The 17,601-nt window shown below is 59.0% G+C and carries 14 protein-coding genes; 8 read left to right on the forward strand and 6 right to left on the reverse strand.

Annotation, left to right across the window (positions count from 1 at the left end; translation table 11 throughout):
• The first annotated feature begins 55 nt into the window (after positions 1-55).
• From murD to ftsZ, 7 genes are all read left to right on the forward strand, one after another.
• Positions 56-1,441: a UDP-N-acetylmuramoyl-L-alanine--D-glutamate ligase gene (gene murD, locus H8B14_RS08375; protein ID WP_187315161.1), complete on the forward strand. Its 1,386-nt coding sequence runs from the start codon at positions 56-58 to the stop codon at positions 1,439-1,441.
• Between the two features lie 62 nt (positions 1,442-1,503).
• Positions 1,504-2,697, forward strand: a complete 1,194-nt coding sequence (locus H8B14_RS08380; RefSeq protein ID WP_187315162.1) for an FtsW/RodA/SpoVE family cell cycle protein — start codon at positions 1,504-1,506, stop codon at positions 2,695-2,697.
• A gap of 91 nt (positions 2,698-2,788) precedes the next feature.
• A complete protein-coding gene (gene murG / locus H8B14_RS08385; protein WP_187315163.1) occupies positions 2,789-3,877 on the forward strand; it encodes an undecaprenyldiphospho-muramoylpentapeptide beta-N-acetylglucosaminyltransferase in 1,089 nt (362 codons plus the stop codon).
• Positions 3,878-4,055: 178 nt separating this feature from the next.
• Positions 4,056-5,477 carry a UDP-N-acetylmuramate--L-alanine ligase gene (murC, locus tag H8B14_RS08390; protein ID WP_261989937.1) on the forward strand — a complete coding sequence of 474 codons (1,422 nt, stop codon included), beginning with the start codon at positions 4,056-4,058 and terminating at the stop codon, positions 5,475-5,477.
• Entirely contained in the window at positions 5,461-6,225 is a 765-nt protein-coding gene (locus H8B14_RS08395; protein ID WP_187315165.1) for a cell division protein FtsQ/DivIB, read from the forward strand. Before murC ends, H8B14_RS08395 begins: the two co-directional genes overlap by 17 nt.
• A 96-nt stretch (positions 6,226-6,321) precedes the next feature.
• Entirely contained in the window at positions 6,322-7,701 is a 1,380-nt protein-coding gene (gene ftsA / locus H8B14_RS08400; protein WP_187315166.1) for a cell division protein FtsA, read from the forward strand.
• A 94-nt stretch (positions 7,702-7,795) separates the two neighbouring features.
• Entirely contained in the window at positions 7,796-9,283 is a 1,488-nt protein-coding gene (gene ftsZ, locus H8B14_RS08405) for a cell division protein FtsZ (RefSeq protein ID WP_187315167.1), read from the forward strand.
• A 294-nt stretch (positions 9,284-9,577) separates the two neighbouring features.
• On the opposite strand, the gene H8B14_RS08410 is transcribed toward ftsZ, so the two are convergent.
• On the reverse strand, positions 9,578-10,711 hold the full coding sequence (locus H8B14_RS08410; protein ID WP_187315168.1) for a cytochrome-c peroxidase: 1,134 nt from the start codon (positions 10,709-10,711) through the stop codon (positions 9,578-9,580).
• Between the two features lie 174 nt (positions 10,712-10,885).
• Between H8B14_RS08410 and H8B14_RS08415 the strand changes: the two genes are divergently transcribed.
• On the forward strand, positions 10,886-12,166 hold the full coding sequence (locus H8B14_RS08415) for a chloride channel protein (RefSeq protein WP_187315169.1): 1,281 nt from the start codon (positions 10,886-10,888) through the stop codon (positions 12,164-12,166).
• 90 nt (positions 12,167-12,256) lie between these two features.
• On the opposite strand, the gene H8B14_RS08420 is transcribed toward H8B14_RS08415, so the two are convergent.
• The 5 genes from H8B14_RS08420 to H8B14_RS08440 form a co-directional block, all read right to left on the reverse strand.
• The gene (locus H8B14_RS08420; RefSeq protein WP_187315170.1) at positions 12,257-12,964 is read right to left on the reverse strand and encodes an MbnP family protein; all 708 of its coding nucleotides are present in this window, start codon (positions 12,962-12,964) and stop codon (positions 12,257-12,259) included.
• Between the two features lie 191 nt (positions 12,965-13,155).
• Entirely contained in the window at positions 13,156-13,683 is a 528-nt protein-coding gene (locus tag H8B14_RS08425) for an NADPH-dependent FMN reductase (protein ID WP_187315171.1), read from the reverse strand.
• A 171-nt stretch (positions 13,684-13,854) separates the two neighbouring features.
• Positions 13,855-14,610 (reverse strand): succinate dehydrogenase/fumarate reductase iron-sulfur subunit, encoded by a 756-nt coding sequence (locus H8B14_RS08430; protein WP_187315254.1) that lies wholly within the window; start codon positions 14,608-14,610, stop codon positions 13,855-13,857.
• 118 nt (positions 14,611-14,728) lie between these two features.
• Entirely contained in the window at positions 14,729-16,663 is a 1,935-nt protein-coding gene (locus H8B14_RS08435) for a fumarate reductase/succinate dehydrogenase flavoprotein subunit (protein ID WP_187315172.1), read from the reverse strand.
• An 18-nt stretch (positions 16,664-16,681) separates the two neighbouring features.
• Positions 16,682-17,353, reverse strand: a complete 672-nt coding sequence (locus tag H8B14_RS08440) for a succinate dehydrogenase cytochrome b subunit (protein ID WP_187315173.1) — start codon at positions 17,351-17,353, stop codon at positions 16,682-16,684.
• Positions 17,354-17,601 lie beyond the last annotated feature (248 nt).

Below are 17,601 nucleotides of genomic sequence, written 5' to 3' on the forward strand. Positions count from 1 at the left end.
GAGTCGTTCTGGAACGACTCTGCGGCCTTGCAGGAACCTTGTAAAAAACGAAACTATGCACTACGTCATCTTGGGAGCCGGGGAAAGTGGGGTAGGGGCGGCGCTGCTGGCGCACGCCAAAGGGCACTCCGTATTCGTTTCCGACCAAAGCCCGATTCAGCCTGTATACAAGGAGAAGCTTCACGCGGCCGGCATTCCGTTCGAGGAAGACCAGCATACGCTAGCAGAGGTGCTGAAGGCCGATGAGGTAGTGAAAAGCCCCGGCATCCCGGAGAAAGCGCCCGTTATTAAGGCATTGCGGGAGAAGGGCACGCCTATTATTTCCGAGATTGAGCTGGCCGGGCGCTACACCAAAGCCCGGTGCATCTGCATCACGGGCACCAACGGCAAAACTACCACCACGCTGCTCACGCACCATTTGCTGAAGGAAGCGGGCTACAAGGTGGGGCTGGCCGGCAACGTGGGCTTCTCGCTGGCCGAGCAGGTGATTGAGGACCAGTACGAGTACTACGTGGTGGAGCTGAGCAGCTTCCAGCTCGACGACACCTATGCATTCCAGCCCTGGATTGCGGTGCTGCTCAACATCACGCCCGACCACCTGGACCGCTACGAGTATTCGCTGGAGAAATACGCTCAGTCCAAGCTGCGCATCGTGCGCAACCAGGACAGCAGCAACTACTTCGTTTACAACGCCGACGACGAAAACATCCAGCGCTACTTCAAGGCGGCGCTCCGGCCGGTCAACCAAATGCCGTTCAGTTTGCATCACCGCCCCGATTATCAGCTGGGCGCCTACTACATCGATGAAAAAGACGTGTGCGTAGATATGCTGCCGGGGTATTTCAGCAAAACCGAGAAAATCAGCGTGGCCGCCTCGCCCCTGATCGGGCAGCACAACCGCCAGAACATGCTGGCCGCCATGCTGTGCGCCCGCCTGGCGGGCCTGGAAAAAAAGCAGATTGAAGTTAGCCTCGGCACCTTCCACAACGCCGACCACCGCCTGCAGCCCGTGGGCGAAGTTCAGGGCGTGCGCTTCATCAACGACTCCAAAGCCACCAACGTGGAGGCCGCCTGGTACGCGCTGGACGGCCTGCATCAGCCCATCGTCTGGATTGCGGGCGGCACCGATAAGGGCAACGACTATACCTCCCTGGTGCCGCTGGCAGCTTCCCGCGTGAAGGCTCTGATCTGCCTTGGCGTGGAGAATGAAAAGCTGCGCGAAGCCTTCGGCGACGTGGTGCCGCACATCGAGGAAACCCGCAGCGTGGAAACGGCCGTGCGCCGCGCCGCCGCGCTAGCCGAAGAAGGCGACGTAGTGCTGCTCTCGCCGGCCTGCGCCAGCTTCGACCTGTTCAAAAACTACGAGGACCGGGGCCGGCAGTTTGCGGCGGCCGTGGCCCAGTACCGCGACGACCTCACTCAGGAGGAGGCCAACGAATAACGGTGGCGCTTCACGCGCCCGACACTAAAGCACTAGGCACTAAGTACTAAGCCCCAATCATCATGGACATCATCAAAAACTGGCTGCGGCAGAACCTGAAGGGCGACCCGGTGCTCTGGGGCATCGTGATTCTGTTTTCGCTGATTAGCATGGCCGTGGTGTACTCGGCCACGGGCACGCTGGCGTACAAAAACGAGCTGCGGGGCCGCGCCGGGTCGTCGGAGATGATTCTGTTCAAGCATACCAGCCTGATTTTCGCGGGGCTGGCCCTGATGTGGCTGGCCCACCGCATCGACTACCGCAACTACTCGCGCCTGTCGCTGTATGCGCTGCTGGCCTCGGTACCGCTGCTACTGTTCACGTTCTTCATGGGCGGCACCACTCTTAACGACGCTTCGCGCTGGCTGACCATCCCGGTCATCAATCAGACTTTTCAGCCCTCCGACTTAGCCAAGCTGGCGCTGATTACGCACCTGGCCTCCATGCTCAGCCGCCGCCAGCAAAACGTGCAGGACTACAAAACCACGCTGCTACCTGTGATGCTGTGGGTGGGCGTGATTTGCGGCATCATCATTTTGAGTAACGCATCCACAGCGCTTTTGCTCTTTGTTACTTGCTTGCTGCTCATGTTTATTGGGCGTGTGCCGCTCAAGCAAATGGCCATAATGGTGGCCATTGGTGTAGTGGTAGGCGGCGTGGGGCTGGCTTCGGGGCAGCGCTACAAAACTGTGCTTTCGCGCATTGAGAGCTTCACCGACAAGAGCAAGCCGGTGCCGTTTCAGCTGGAGCACTCCTACATAGCCATTGCCACGGGCGGCGTCACGGGCAAAGGTCCCGGCAACAGCACCGAGCGCAACATTCTGCCCCACCCGTATTCCGACTTCATCTACGCTGTCATCATCGAGGAGTATGGCCTCGTGGGCGGCGTGGCGGTGCTGTTTCTATACCTCGCCTTTCTGTATCGAGGGCTGCTGACGGTGGTAAACAGCCACGGCGCGTTCGGGGGGCTGCTCTCGGCGGGGCTGAGTTTTAGTTTGGTCTTGCAAGCCATGGTAAACATGGGGGTGGCCGTGGGGCTGGGCCCGATTACGGGCCTGCCGCTGCCGCTGCTGAGTATGGGCGGCACCTCGCTCATCTTCACCGGCATCAGCGTCGGCATTATCCTGAGCGTAAGCCGCGGCGAGCGGGAAATCCGCCCTGTGGTGGGTGAACCCGCCGACACCGTGCGGATTCCAAGGAAGACGGCGTATGCGTAAGCCGTTAGTTGTCAGTTGTTGGTTGTTAGTCCGGGTTTCGGAGAATAGCTGCCACCAGCCTGACAACTGACAACCAACAACTGACAACTACATGAAATTCATCATCAGCGGCGGCGGTACCGGAGGCCACATCTTCCCAGCAGTGGCCATTGCCAACGAGCTGCGCCGCCGTTTGCCCGACGCCGAAATCTTGTTTGTGGGCGCCAACGGCCGCATGGAGATGACGCGCGTGCCGGAAGCTGGCTATAAAATCGTGGGCCTCGACATCAGCGGCCTGCAGCGCCGCCTTACGCCCGAAAACCTGATGTTTCCTATCAAGGTGATGCGGGCGGTGCGCAAAGCCGGCAAGCTCATCGAGCAGTTCCGGCCTGACGCGGTGGTGGGCGTGGGCGGCTACGCTTCGGCGCCGGTATTGCTGGCCGCCACTTCGCGCGGCATTCCCAGCCTCATTCAGGAGCAGAACTCTTACGCCGGCCTCGTCAACAAGCTGCTTGCCAAGCGGGTCAACAAGATCTGCGTGGCCTACGACGGCATGGGCAAGTTCTTCCCCGCCGACCGCCTTGTACTTACCGGCAACCCGGTGCGCACTGAAATTGCCACCGGCAACCGCGCCGAGGCCTTGGCCTTCTTCGGGCTTGATGCCAGCCGGCCGGTGCTGCTCGTAATTGGGGGAAGTTTGGGTGCCCGCACGCTCAACCAGGCCACGGCTGCCGCGTTGCCGCGCCTGCAGGCCGCCGGCGTGCAGTTGCTCTGGCAAACCGGCAAAGTCTACTACCCGCAGGCCCGGGAGCAAGCCGCGCCCTACGCCGCCACCGGCCAGCATGCGCTGGAGTTCGTGCAGCGCATGGACCTGGCCTATGCCGCCGCCGACGTGGTGGTGAGCCGGGCCGGGGCGCTGTCGGTGTCGGAACTGTGCCTCACAGGCAAGCCCAGCATCCTGGTGCCCTCGCCCAACGTGGCCGAAGACCACCAGACTAAAAACGCCATGGCCCTGGTGCGCAAAAACGCCGCCCTGCTGGTGCATGACACCGAAGCTGCCACCCGCCTCTACGACGAAGCCCTAGCGCTATTGCAGAACCCCACGCAACAGCAGCAGTTGAGCGCCAACGTACGCCAGCTGGCTCACCCGGAAGCCACAGGCGCCATTGTAGATGAGCTGCTGAAGCTGGTAAAGCAGTAACTACAGTACGTCATGCTGAGCGAAGCCGGAGGCGCAGTCGAAGCATCTCTACCTCTGGCTAATCAAATAGTGCTATAACGAAGCAGTAGAGATGGTTCGGCAAGCTCAGCATGACGGCCAACGACTTACTCCATCACCTAATCACCTGTTACCTGTCACCCTTCACCTGTCACTTCACTTGAAACAGCTCGTTTACTTCCTTGGCATTGGCGGCATCGGCATGTCGGCGCTGGCCCGTTGGTTTCGGGCCAACGGCCACCAAGTGTCGGGCTACGACAAAACCTGCACGCCCCTGACCGACGCGCTGCAGGCCGAAGGCATTGCCGTGCATTTCGAGGATGCCGTAGACCAGATTCCGGTTGAAGTTCGCCTGAACCCCGGCAATACGCTCGTAGTCCTGACACCGGCCATTCCAAAAGACCACCAGGAGTGGGCGTGGCTGCGCCAAAACGGCTTCGACATCCGGAAGCGCAGCCAGGTGCTGGGTGTGCTCACGCAGGGCCACCGCACCATCGCCGTGGCTGGCACCCACGGTAAAACCACCACCAGCAGCATGGTAGCGCACCTGCTGCACCACGCCGGCGTGCCCTGCTCGGCGTTTCTGGGCGGTATTAGCGTGAATCTGGGCTCCAATCTGCTGCTGCCACCCGCCGGCCACCCCGAGGCGCCGGTAGTAGTGGAAGCCGACGAATACGACCGCAGCTTTCTGACGCTGCACCCCACCATTGCCATCGTCACAAGCACTGACGCCGACCACCTCGATATTTACGGCGACAAAGAGTCGTTGGTAGAGTCGTTCCGGCAGTTTGTGGGCCAGATTCAGCCTGGCGGGACCCTGCTCATCAATCACACCGCCGACCCCAGCGTGGCCGCCGCCGCGCCCGCTGGTGTGCAGGTGATTCGTTATGGCCTGTCGCAGGAGCAGGGGCCAGAGCTGTACGCCACTGATATTACGGCTCAGGGCCACGAGTTTCATTTCAATCTGCACGGGCCGCTGGGCACGGTGCCGGGCCTCACGCTGGCTGTGCCGGGCTTCCACAACGTGGAGAATATGATGGCCGCCGCCGCCGTAGCCCAGCTGGAAGGCGTGGCGCCAGCGGCCCTGCAAGCGGCTGTGGCAGCCTACCGGGGCGTAAAGCGCCGCTTCGAGTTCATCCTGACGGCTGGCACGCCGGCCGCGCCCCAGGTATATCTCGACGATTATGCCCACCACCCACGCGAAATAGAGGCCTTCCTGCGTTCTGTGCGGGCGCTGTATCCGGGCCGTCGGCTGCGCGTTGTCTTCCAGCCCCACCTGTTCTCCCGCACCCGCGACTTCGCACCGGGCTTTGCCGAAAGTTTGAGCCTGGCCGATGAAGTGGTGCTGATGGACATCTATCCGGCCCGGGAACTGCCGATGCCTGGCGTCACGTCGGAATTGATTTTGTCCCAAATAACCGCCCCTAAAAAATCGTTGCAGACCCGCGACGAAATTCTTGCCAGTGTTGAGCTAGACGAAGATTTCGACGTGCTGGCTACCGTTGGAGCCGGTGATATTGACCAGTTAGTACCGCGTTTAAAGAATATTTTACATCTTCGTTGGCATGGAACTCAAGCGTAAGGTTAATAACGTGCTGTTTGCCGCTGGCTGCCTCGTGCTGCTGGGTGGGCTGGCCGTGTTTGCCGGCGTGCGCCAGGCCAGCCGGCCCGTGGGCCAGGTGGTTGTCACTATCGGCAACGAGTTCAATAACTTTTTCATCAGCGAGCGGGAAGTAACGGCGCTGCTCACCCGCGACGGCCAGCAGCGCCTGGAAGGCACCACGCCCGAAGAACTCAACCTGCCCGCCCTGGAAGCTCGCCTCAAAGCGCATAGCTTCGTGAAGGACGCCCAGGTGTACCGCGACCTGGCCGGCAACCTGCACGCCGACGTACGCCAGAACCGCCCTATCGCACGCCTTGTGCACGCCGACACCCGCCAGGACTCCTACCTCGATGCCGACGGCCACAAGCTGCCGCTTTCATCGTTGTTTACGGCGCGGGTAGTGCCGGTGGCGCGGCCGGGCGGCCAGCCGCTGTCGGCCGGCTTTTTCCAAGATTCCACGGGCCAGCGCTACTTGGAGCTATTGCGCTACATCGACGAGCATTCGTTTTGGCGGGCACAGGTGGCGGAGGTCTTTATTGCCCCCAATGGCAAGGTTTCTTTCACCCAACAAATAGGAGACCAGCAGGTAGAATTTGGTTTTCCTGAGAATATTTCGGAGAAATTTGCGAAACTGATGGTATTTTACCGACAAATACCCCCGGCCCTGGGCTGGGACACGTACCACCGCGTCAACATCGAATTCAAAGACCAGATAATCTGTGAGTGAGATTTTCTCGCTCTGTTATCTTGAAAAGGCTATTTTTGCCTTTCTACACCTGCTCCCACACGCACCTCTCTGCCAGCTTTCCCCGACATCCTCCCCATGCAGCACGATAAGATTGTAGTCGGCCTCGACATTGGAACCACCAAAATCTGCGCCCTTGTAGGCCGCAAAAATGAATTCGGCAAGCTCGAAATTTTGGGCATGGGCAAAGCCGTGTCGGAGGGGGTTGTGCGCGGTATCGTGTCTAACATCGACAAGACCGTAGATGCTATCAAGCGGGCCATCCGGCAGGCAGAAGAGCAGTCCGGTATCAATATCGGCGTGGTGAACGTGGGCATTGCCGGGCAGCACATCAAGAGCCTGCAGCACAACGGCAGCATCACGCGCGCCTCGGCCGACAATGAAATCACGCAGGAAGACGTGGAGCGCCTCACCGGCGACATGTACCGCCTCGTGACGCCTCCCGGCTCGCAGATCATCCACGTGATGCCCCAGGACTACAAAGTCGACTACGAGGAAGGCATTATGGACCCCGTGGGTATGTCGGGCGTGCGGCTGGAAGGCAACTTCCACATTATCACGGCGCAGAGCACAGCTATCAACAACATCAACAAGTGCGTCACGAAGGCCGGCCTCGAAATCGACAACCTGATTCTGGAGCCGCTAGCTTCCAGTATGTCGGTGCTGTCGGACGAGGAGAAGGAAGCCGGCGTGGCTCTGATTGACATTGGCGGCGGCACCACCGACCTGGCCATCTTCAAGGACGGCATCATCCGCCACGCAGCGGTGCTACCGTTTGGCGGCAACATCGTGACCAGCGACATCAAGCTGGGCTGCCAGGTGATGCAGAACCAGGCCGAGCAGCTGAAGGTGAAGTTCGGTAAAGCCATTGCCGAGGAAGCTTCCGACTACGAAATCGTGAGCATCCCCGGCCTGCGCGACCGGGCTCCCAAGGAAATCAGCCTCAAGAATCTGGCTTATATCATTGAGGCCCGGATGGAGGAAATCATCGAGCTGGTGTATGCTGAGATTCAGCGTACGGGCCACGCCGATAAGCTGGCAGCCGGCATCGTGCTGACGGGCGGCGGCTCGCAGCTCCAGAACCTGGTGCAACTCACGGAATATGTCACGGGCCTTGACACCCGCATCGGCTACCCCAACGAGCACCTCGGCAAGAGCAAAATCGAAGCCGTTAAGTCGCCGATGTACGCTACCACCGTGGGTCTTGTCCTGACTGGCTACCGCTCGCTCGATGAGCGCCTGAACCGCAACTACGAGCAGGAGCAGGAAACCCGTCAGGTAGCCACGCCGCACTATCAGCCGGCAGTTTCTGTTCCGGCTGCGCAACCCGTAGCTAAAGCGGAGCCCGCCAAGCCTGCTGAACCCAAAAAGCCTTCTGGTGCCAGCAAATTCCTGTCGGACATCATCAGCCGCACCAAAGGCCTGCTCATCGACGATTTCGACGATAAGCAGTATTAGGTAATTGGGGCCTTGGGGGCTGAGGGTCGTGGTTTTTCTGATCCTACATGTTCATCCAAGACCCTAAGCACCCAAGTCCCTAAGACCTCAACCAATGAACTATAAATTCGACATCCCGGCGCAGTCCAAGTCCATCATCAAGGTGATTGGCGTGGGTGGAGGCGGCTCCAACGCCGTCAACCACATGTTCAGCCAGGGCATCAAGGACGTGGAATTCGTCATTTGCAACACCGACAAGCAGGCCTTGGCATCCTCCACGGTGCCCAACCGCCTGCAAATTGGTTTGGATCTGACGGAAGGCCTTGGAGCCGGCGCCAATCCTGAACGGGGTAAGCAAGCCGCCATCGAAAGCCGCGAGCAAATCCGGGAACTACTCAGCAACGGCACCAAAATGGTGTTTATCACGGCCGGCATGGGCGGTGGTACGGGTACAGGTGCCGCGCCGGTTATTGCTAAAGTAGCCAAGGAGCTGGGCATCCTCACGGTGGGGATAGTGACGGCCCCGTTTATGTTTGAAGGCAAAAAGAAGCGTCAGCAGGCCGAGCACGGTATCAAGGAACTCAGCGAAAACTGCGACACCGTACTGGTAATTCTTAACGATAAGCTGCGCGAGATTTACGGCAACCTGCCCATCCGCTCGGCTTTCGCTAAGGCAGATAACGTGCTGAGCACGGCCGCCAAGTCCATTGCTGAAATCATCACCGTTACGGCTGATGTAAACGTGGACTTCGAGGACGTGAAAACGGTCATGAAGGACAGTGGCGCGGCCGTAATGGGCAGCAGCATCACGGAAGGCGAGAACCGCGCCCGCCGTGCGGCCGAAGAAGCCTTGGCTTCGCCGCTGCTCAACAACACCGACATTCACGGTGCCCAGCGCATCCTGCTCAGCATTATGTCTGGCGACCAGGCCGAGCTGGAGATGGATGAGTTGACGGAAATTACGGAGTGCATCCAAGATAAAGCGGGCCAGAACGCCGAGGTGATTTTCGGCCACGGCATCGACGCTACCCTGGGCCAGAGCATCCGCGTGACGGTAATTGCCACGGGTTTTGCCCGCGAGGCACACACCATCACGGCGGTGCCGGTGCGGGAAGAGGAGCCCGTTTTGCCGCAGCCAGAGCCTCAGTTGAACGTATTCAACAAAGAGCCGCTGGACGTATCGTCGGCGCCGGTAGTGCCTTCCTTCACGAGTGCTCCGCAGCCGGTAGCGGCTACTCCCGAGCCGGTGAAGTTTGATTTGGAGACGTCGCCCTATACAGGGCAGGTGCCGCCAGTGTCCGCGCCCTCGTCGCCTGCACCCGAGCCGGTAGTATACCAGGCTACCCAGCCCGCGCCACCCATTGCAGGCCGCCCGGCCCTTGATGCCCGTGCTGATGAGCGCCGCCGCCGCTTGCAGGAGTTGAGCAACGGCCTCACCAACGACGCCATCAAGGACCAACTGGAAACCCCGGCTTACCTGCGCCGCCAGGTGAAGCTGGAGAACGTAACGCCTTCGTCGGAGCGCAACATCAGCCGCTTCAACCTTTCCGACGACAACGAACTGCTGGGCGACAACCGGTTCCTGCACGACAACGTCGATTAATTATCGAATTAAGCAAACAAAAAGGGCCGTTGAGATATTCTCAGCGGCCCTTTTTGCTTGTTTGCATGTTCAGTTAGCGTGGTGTCTGTAAAGACCCAGAATCTATTCGGGAGGTATCGGCGGGAGCAACGTAGCGCGGGGCGGCAGGCTCCCGGTCAGGACTGAGTTGGTTGTGAGATGCTACCGAGCAGGCGGCTAATCCTGCTGCCAAGCCCACTGCCAGCAGCCAGTTGAACACTTGGTGCAGCGCGCATAATCGGCAAATTAGCCTTAGTGGAGAAGAGAGAATAAACTTCAAAACGGATTGGAAAAGCGTGGATTCTGGATGAACGTAGAATCGGTGAGTGTTTTGAGGAAGGCGACAAGCTGGCGCTTTTCGGTGGTGGTAAGGTCGAGCTTGGTGCCGCCGTTGGTGTTGGAAAGCAGCAGAATCGGGTCGACGTTGGGGCTGTTGCTGCGCATGTGCTCGTTGTAATGATCCACCACTTGCTCCAATGTTTGGAACCGGCCATCGTGCATGTAAGGGGCGGTCAGGGCAATATTGCGCAGGGTAGGCACACGGAACCGGCCCCGGTCGGCGTTCTGGCCCGTCACGTTGAACCGCCCCTGGTCGGTGAAAGTCAGGTCGAGGCCGTTGTTGAAGTATTGGGTGGTGCCGAGGCGGCTGGCCGTGAACAGGAAGTTGCTGCCGTTGTGGCAATGGTCGCATGAGCCGCCGCGGGCCGTGGCGTCGCCGCCTTCGCCAGGATGGTTGAAGAACAGGATGCGGCCCGCCCGCTCGTCGGCACTAAGCACCGCCTGCCCCAGCAGTGACTTTTCGTAGCGGGAATTCGACGAAATCAAGGTCCGCTCGAACTGAGACAAGGCGTTAAGCACATTGGCTTCAGTGATGGTAGTCGAGCCGAAAGCCTGTGCAAACAGGGGCGGGTAGAGCGTGGTTTGCTGCAGCTTGCCAACACCAATGGCCAGCGACTGGTGCAGCTCCACCGGGTTTTCGATGGGCGTGCGGGCTTGGGCTTCAAGGGCGGTAGCCGAGCCATCCCAGTTCAGGTTGGGCTCCCAGAGCAAATTCACCAGTGACATAGTGTTGCGCGGATGCGCAACGCCGTCGACCCCGATGGCCCGCGCGCGGCCATCGGTGAAGGCCTTGCTTTGCTGGTGGCAGCTTCCGCACGACATGGTATTGGTGCTGGAAAGCCGGGTTTCGTAGAACAGCTTGCGGCCCAGCTCAATGCCTTCCACGGTTAGCGGGTTATTGGCGGGCAGCACCACGTTCTGCGGCAGCTGCGAGGGCAGTACCAGCGTGTAGGGCGTGGCCGGCGCTACGGGCGGAGCAGGTGGAGCCGGGGCTACTGCATCCTTACCGCAAGCCGCGGCCAACAGCAGCAAACCGGATAGCGGCAGGCGGAAGCGCAGGCGGGCAGTCATCAGTAAACCAGCAGAAACGAAGTGAGAAGGAAAACTCAAGATACACAATGTGTTTTCAACGCGGCAATTGGTCCGTTTCGTTTCCAATGGCTGCGAGTACGCTAGGTGCACGTGTGAGTGCCATTTGCGTACTTTGGGCCGGCCGGCCGCAGTAGGCGGCCCGTTTTGCTTGCTATGGTTGTCCGTTTTGGTGCGCTGCTGCGCGAATATCGTTTGCTGTTTCTGTTTGGCTGCCGCTGGCTACTCTTGAGTGCCATCATCGGTGGGCTGGCCGGTACAGCTTCCGCGGGCTTTCTGGTGGCGCTCGACTTCGTGACTAACTGGCGGGAGCTGAATCCGTGGATTATTGCACTGCTACCGGTAGGTGGCTTGCTGGTGGGGCTGCTTTACTACTACTGGGGAAAAAGCGTGGAAAGCGGCAATAATCTGCTGCTCGATGAAATAACCCGACCCACTCAACCGGTGCCGTTGCGCATGGTGCCGCTGGTGCTCGTGGGCACGTTGCTCACCCACCTGTTTGGGGGCTCGGCGGGCCGCGAGGGGACGGCCGTGCAGATGGGCGGCGCCCTTGCCGACCAACTCAGCCGCTGGCCGCGCCTCGTGCGGCGCCGCGAGCGGCGGTTGCTGCTGCTGGCCGGCCTCAGCGCCGGATTTGCTTCGGTATTCGGGACGCCGCTGGCCGGGGCTGTGTTTGGGTTGGAAGTGGTGCTGCTGGGCCGTCTGCGCTACGATGCCTTGCTGCCCGCCTTCCTGGCCGCTGCCGCCGCCGACTACGTGACGCGGGCCTGGGGCGTGGGGCATACAGCGTATCCGTTGCTGGCAGTGCCGGCCATTGCACCGCTGCCGCTGCTGAGCGCCGCCGCGGCCGGGGTGGCGTTTGGGCTGGCCGGGCGCTTGTTTGCCGGGGCCACACACTTGGTATCGGCGTTCTACAAGCGCCTGATTGGCTGGCCGCCGCTACGGCCGGTAGTGGGTGGCGCCGTGGTGGCGCTGCTGATTTGGGTGGCGGGCACCACGCGCTACAGCGGGCTAGGGGTGCCTACCATCGTGCAGGCATTCCAGGAGCCGCTGCCGGTATATGTTTTCGCGCTGAAAATCCTGTTTACGGCGCTTACGCTGGGTGCTGCTTTCAGAGGAGGAGAAGTGACGCCGCTGTTTTTCGTGGGCGCCACGTTGGGCAACGCCCTGGCGCTGGTACTGCCGCTGCCTATGCCGCTGCTAGCGGGATTGGGTTTCGCGGCGGTGTTTGCCGGAGCTGCTAACACGCCGCTGGCCTGCACCCTGCTGGCCATGGAGCTGTTCGGGCACGAGTGCGGCCTATACGCTGGGCTGGCCTGCGTGGTGAGTTACCTGTTTTCCGGGCACCGCGGCATCTACGGCGCCCAGATGGTAGGCCAGGCCAAGCACGGTCTCTGGCAGCGCCAGCAAGGACGCCGTCTGCGGGATTTACGGTAGCTACTTGAATATTCACTGGCAGGCAGCGTAATAGCAAGAAGCTGTCTGAGCTAACAACGTCCTGGAAGGAATGCTACCGGTTCAGAGAGCTTACTGCCCGACGGCGCTTACCGTAAACATGTCAGCAGCCTGATTATCAGCCAGCAGCTTGGCATTAGCGCCACCCATTACGTTGTAGATGCTCGCAAACCGGATAGGGTGGGGGCCGGAAAACATCTTCAGAATATCAGCCCGGATCTGTAGCTGCGCAGTGCGTCCCTGCCCAATCTGCAGCGCGCTTCCGTTCAAGCTTGGTGCTACGGAACGGATTGTATTGGTGGGACTGCTGAAGCCGACCACGTGAAAAATGATGGCTGTGTTGGGCGACTGGGGCGAGCGTCCTTCCAGTTTGGTGTTGATATACCCCGTGTTCCATACCCAGAGCATGTCACTCGGCTCCAGTGCCCCGGTCCGAGGCCCCGTCACGTTGCGGGCGCTGTCTACCCCGATTGTGAAAGCCACACTGGTGTAGGTGCCAGCCGGAACATTGGAAATGGTAATGCTTTTGGAAGCTGGCAGCGCTTCATCGAGCAGATAGTAGCTTTCCGGCTGCACGAACTCCGAGCCGTCTGCTTTTTTTAGCTTGATATTAGAGAGGTAGTAGCGAAAGGTAGTGACCGTAAATTCGTCGCCAGCCAATGTGCGGTAAGGCACCGGGCGGCTAAGCTCCAGCACCTCATTTCCTACCATGTTGCTAACGTTCAGCGTCAGGCTGCCAGCCGCTTCGTCTTTCTTACACGCGGTAAAAAAGGCCATCATGCTACCTAAAGCCACGCATGTCAAAGAGGGAAACTGGTAACGACGCATATACAAGGCTGGTAGAAAGGCTGAGTCAGAAACACCGTAAAAGCATCTGCCAGAAAGCTTTATACTACAGTAAAGTAGAAACTCTTTCCCGGCCACACAACTTCTGGCAGTGCGGCATTGCAGCTTCTCAGTAGGGGGTAAGGCTAAAAAGCGACGAGCTGTGCTGCCTGGTCCTGCAACAGTTGTGTGTAGAAAGCATTGGTCAGCTGGCCTTCAGCGGTTAGATGCTGGTCGATGAAGGGCAGGCGTACCCGAGCCGGCAATACGGCAGTGTTCAGGTACATCAGCACATCGGTGAGGTGGCTCAGGGCCAGCAGGCCGCCCTGGGCGCCGGTTCCCAGCCCAACCAAAGCCGCTTTCTTGCCCCGGATACCGCCCTGGTAGGGGAGGCCATCAATGAAGGTTTTCAGCACGCCCGGAAACGAGCAATTGTATTCCGGCACCACAAATACCAGCTTGTCGGCGGCGGCAGCGAGGTCGGCCAGACGGTTGAATGTGTCGTGGCGGCCAGTATTGTGATAGAGCGCCGATACGCTGACGTCGGCAGGCAACTCTACCAGATCCAGAATCTGGTGCTCAGCCTGCAGCTCACTGAGCAGGCTGGCGTATAAGTTAGCAATGCGCTGGGCGCGGGAATCGGGGCGGTTGGTACCGACAATAATGGTAATCATGGGGGAGAGTGAGAAGTAAGAGCCAGAACGCAAGAACTAACGCGGATTCTACGTCTGGGCGACGACGAAATCTTTGCGTTCTAATTGCCCTGCCAGGAAAGCGTCAACAAAAAAGCGAACCGGCAGGCCGGTTCGCTTTTTTGTTGACGCTGATAACACTAACCGTAAACCTTACACGAGGTTATTGGAAGTTGCTTTTGCCGCCAGGAATTCACGGTTCAGGATGGCAATGTTTTCCAGCGAAATGCCCACAGGGCACTCTGCTGCACACGAGCCGATGTTGGTGCAGGCACCAAAACCTTCCTTGTCCATTTGCGCCACCATGTTTTCCACGCGGGTTTTGCGCTCTACGTGGCCCTGGGGCAACAACGCCAGCTGGCTCACCTTCGCCGAAACGAACAGCATAGCCGACGCATTCTTGCACGATGCCACGCAGGCACCGCACCCAATGCAGGTAGCGGCTTCAAAAGCACGGTCGGCAATTTCCTTAGGAATCGGAATTTCGTTGCCGTCGGGCGTGCCACCGGTGTTTACGCTGACGTAGCCGCCGGCCTGAATGATCCGGTCGAAGGCCGAACGGTCAACGCTCAAGTCGCGGTTTACGGGGAAGGCATTGGCGCGCCAAGGCTCAATAACGATGGTGTCTCCGTCGGAGAACTTGCGCATGTGCAGCTGGCAGGTGGTAGTGCCCGTTTCGGGGCCGTGCGCACGGCCGTTGATGAACAGGTTGCACGAGCCACAGATGCCTTCGCGGCAGTCGTGGTCGAAGGCAACAGGCTCATCACCTTTGCGCAACAGGTCCTCGTTCAGCACGTCCAGCATTTCCAGGAAGGACATTTCGGGCGAAATATCTTTTACCTGGTAATCTACAATCCCGCCTGCTGCAGTACGGCTTTTCTGCCGCCATACTTTCAGCGTGAGGTTCATTGGTTTGGCGTTGGGGTTACTTCCGGCCATTGTATTTCAGGGGTATCGAGTAGTGGGGATTGGGTAGTGAGTGGCAGGGAGTGTGCCGAGTGTTCTGCACACTCCCTGCTACTTACTACTACTTGTAGCTCCGTTGCGTGAGCTTGACATTCTCAAACGACAGCTCTTCCTTGTTTAGAATCTCCGGCTGATTATCGCCAACATACTGCCAGGCAGCTACATAGGCATAATTGTCGTCGTCGCGCTTGGCTTCACCTTCTTCGGTGGCATATTCCTCGCGGAAGTGGCCGCCGCAGCTTTCGTTGCGGTTCAAGGCGTCATCCATCATTAGCTCCCCCAGTTCCAGGAAGTCGGCTACGCGGCCGGCTTTCTCCAAGGCCTGGTTTAGCTCGGTTTCGGTACCGGTCAGCTTTAGGTCGTTCCAGAATTCTTTGCGCAGCTTCTGGATTTCGCCTTTGGCGTACTTCAGCCCTTCCGCGTTGCGGGCCATGCCGCAGTATTCCCACATCAGGTGTCCTAAGTGCTTGTGGAAATCATCGGGAGTGCGCGTACCGTTGATGCTCATCAGCTTCTGCACGCGGGCCCGCACGTCGGCTTCAGCCTCCTTGAAGGCCGGATGCTCGGTCGTAACAGGCTTGGGAGGCGTAGAGGCCAGATAATCACCAATGGTGTACGGAATTACGAAGTAGCCATCCGCCAGACCCTGCATCAGCGCTGAAGCACCAAGGCGGTTGGCACCGTGGTCAGAGAAGTTGCACTCACCCGTGGCATACAGGCCAGGGATGGTGGTTTGCAGATTATAATCCACCCAAAGGCCACCCATGGTATAGTGTACGGCCGGATAGATGCGCATTGGCTCTTTGTACGGGTCCTCGTCAGTGATTTTCTCGTACATAGCAAACAGGTTGCCGTACTTCTGGCTTACCGCATCGGCGCCGGTGCGCTTGATGATATCGGCAAAGTCGAGGTACACGGCCAGGCCGGTTGTTCCCACGCCGCGTCCTTCGTCGCACATCTGCTTGGCATTGCGCGAGGCTACGTCGCGGGGCACCAGGTTGCCGAAAGCCGGGTATTTGCGTTCCAGGAAGTAGTCCCGGTCGTCTTCGGCAATGTCAGACGCCTTGATTTCGCCTTTGCGAATCCGTTCGGCCATCTCCACCGTTTTCGGAACCCACACGCGGCCGTCGTTCCGCAGCGACTCTGACATAAGCGTCAGCTTCGACTGGTAGTCGCCGGAAACCGGAATGCAGGTTGGGTGAATCTGAGTGAAGCAGGGGTTAGCGAAGTAGGCGCCCTTCTTGTGTGCCCGCCACGCTGCAGTAGCGTTGCAGTACATGGCATTGGTGCTCAGGTAGAATACGTTGCCGTAGCCACCAGTGGCTAGCACTACCGCATGCGCCGCGTGCTGCTCGATTTCGCCGGTAATCAGGTTGCGCGTGATGATGCCGCGCGCCTGACCATCAACTACCACCACGTCCAGCATTTCGGAGCGGGTGTACATTTTCACTTTGCCGTAAGCAATCTGGCGCGACAGAGCCGAGTAGGCGCCGAGTAGCAACTGCTGGCCAGTCTGGCCGCGGGCGTAGAACGTGCGGCTTACCTGGGCACCACCAAAGGAGCGGTTAGCCAGTAGGCCGCCGTATTCGCGGGCAAACGGAACGCCCTGCGCTACGCACTGGTCGATGATGTTCACCGACACCTGCGCCAAGCGGTACACATTGGCTTCGCGGGCCCGGTAGTCACCCCCCTTAATGGTATCGTAGAACAGGCGGAACACAGAGTCGCCATCGTTCTGATAGTTTTTGGCAGCGTTGATGCCTCCCTGCGCAGCAATGGAGTGCGCCCGGCGGGGCGAATCGTGGTAGGTAAAGGCTTTTACGTTGTAGCCCAACTCCGCCAGCGAAGCAGCCGCTGCGCCACCAGCCAAACCAGTGCCTACTACGATGACATCGTATTTGCGCTTGTTGGCCGGGTTAACGAGCTTGACGTTGAACTTATGCTTTTCCCACTTCTCGGCTAAGGGACCTTCGGGAATTTTGGAGTCCGGAAACATAGGCGTGCTTGGGTGGAGTTAGTTGAAAAAGTAGAAGTAAATCGGCATGGCAGCAAAGCCGGCGCAGACAACAACGGAGAAAACAATGCCCAACAGCTTGATGGCGGGCGTGTACTTGCGGTGCGTGAGGCCCAGCGTCTGGAAAGCACTCTGGAAGCCGTGCAGCAAGTGGTAAAGCAGGGCTACCTGTGCCAGCACGTACAGTGCCACATACAACGGGTTGCGGAACGCGTCAACTACAAGGGCGTAGGCATTTTCATTGCCCTGCGAATCCTTCAGCGGCTCACCGAAACGCAGCGTGCCGAAGAAGTTATAGAGGTGCACAATCAGGAAGAAGAGCACTATGCTACCCAGCACGGCCATGCTGCGGGCATGCCAGGGGCTGTTTTGCTCGATATGGTCGGAAACGTAGCGGCTGCCGCGAGCAGCTTTATTCTTAAGCGCCAAGGATATGCCTTGGTAGATGTGTGCCCCAAATCCTAGTACCAGTCCGATTTCCAGAATCCGGATAATGGTGTTGTGGCTCATGAACTCGGAGTAGGCATTGAAAGCCAGACCGCCGTCGTTTTTAAATAATTGGAAGTTGCCAGCTAAGTGTACTACCAGAAAAGAGCACAAAAACAGACCGGTGGCGGCCATAACGATTTTGCGGCCGATGCTGCTGGAAAACGTGTTACTAATCCAACTCATAGGAGCGAGAAAAAGGGTTTGGTGGGGTCGGTGAATCAGCCAAAGGTACGGGCCGACCCGCTAGGAAACAATCCAAATAAAGTCTCCATCCCAGTCGTTATCTTACGTGAATCTATCCGTCCGGAATGCCGTTAGACGGACTGGTGAACAGGCTTCGGTTGAGTAACCTCTCAGGCAGGATTTTTGTTGGACTGCTATGTATGATTTCACTGGCATCCTCGGGCCAGTAACCTTGTTTTCTCTTTACT

The organism is Hymenobacter puniceus (assembly GCF_014333525.1).
Classification (GTDB): domain Bacteria; phylum Bacteroidota; class Bacteroidia; order Cytophagales; family Hymenobacteraceae; genus Hymenobacter.

Coding starts and splice junctions, on each gene's coding strand:
- H8B14_RS08415 (WP_187315169.1), top strand. CDS start 10,886: ATGGTTGTCCGTTTTGGTGCGCTGCTGCGCGAATATCGTTTGCTGTTT.
- H8B14_RS08410 (WP_187315168.1), bottom strand. CDS start 10,711: ATGACTGCCCGCCTGCGCTTCCGCCTGCCGCTATCCGGTTTGCTGCTG.
- H8B14_RS08395 (WP_187315165.1), top strand. CDS start 5,461: ATGGAACTCAAGCGTAAGGTTAATAACGTGCTGTTTGCCGCTGGCTGC.
- H8B14_RS08420 (WP_187315170.1), bottom strand. CDS start 12,964: ATGATGGCCTTTTTTACCGCGTGTAAGAAAGACGAAGCGGCTGGCAGC.
- H8B14_RS08425 (WP_187315171.1), bottom strand. CDS start 13,683: ATGATTACCATTATTGTCGGTACCAACCGCCCCGATTCCCGCGCCCAG.
- murD (WP_187315161.1), top strand. CDS start 56: ATGCACTACGTCATCTTGGGAGCCGGGGAAAGTGGGGTAGGGGCGGCG.
- ftsZ (WP_187315167.1), top strand. CDS start 7,796: ATGAACTATAAATTCGACATCCCGGCGCAGTCCAAGTCCATCATCAAG.
- murG (WP_187315163.1), top strand. CDS start 2,789: ATGAAATTCATCATCAGCGGCGGCGGTACCGGAGGCCACATCTTCCCA.
- H8B14_RS08435 (WP_187315172.1), bottom strand. CDS start 16,663: ATGTTTCCGGACTCCAAAATTCCCGAAGGTCCCTTAGCCGAGAAGTGG.
- H8B14_RS08380 (WP_187315162.1), top strand. CDS start 1,504: ATGGACATCATCAAAAACTGGCTGCGGCAGAACCTGAAGGGCGACCCG.
- H8B14_RS08430 (WP_187315254.1), bottom strand. CDS start 14,610: ATGAACCTCACGCTGAAAGTATGGCGGCAGAAAAGCCGTACTGCAGCA.
- ftsA (WP_187315166.1), top strand. CDS start 6,322: ATGCAGCACGATAAGATTGTAGTCGGCCTCGACATTGGAACCACCAAA.
- H8B14_RS08440 (WP_187315173.1), bottom strand. CDS start 17,353: ATGAGTTGGATTAGTAACACGTTTTCCAGCAGCATCGGCCGCAAAATC.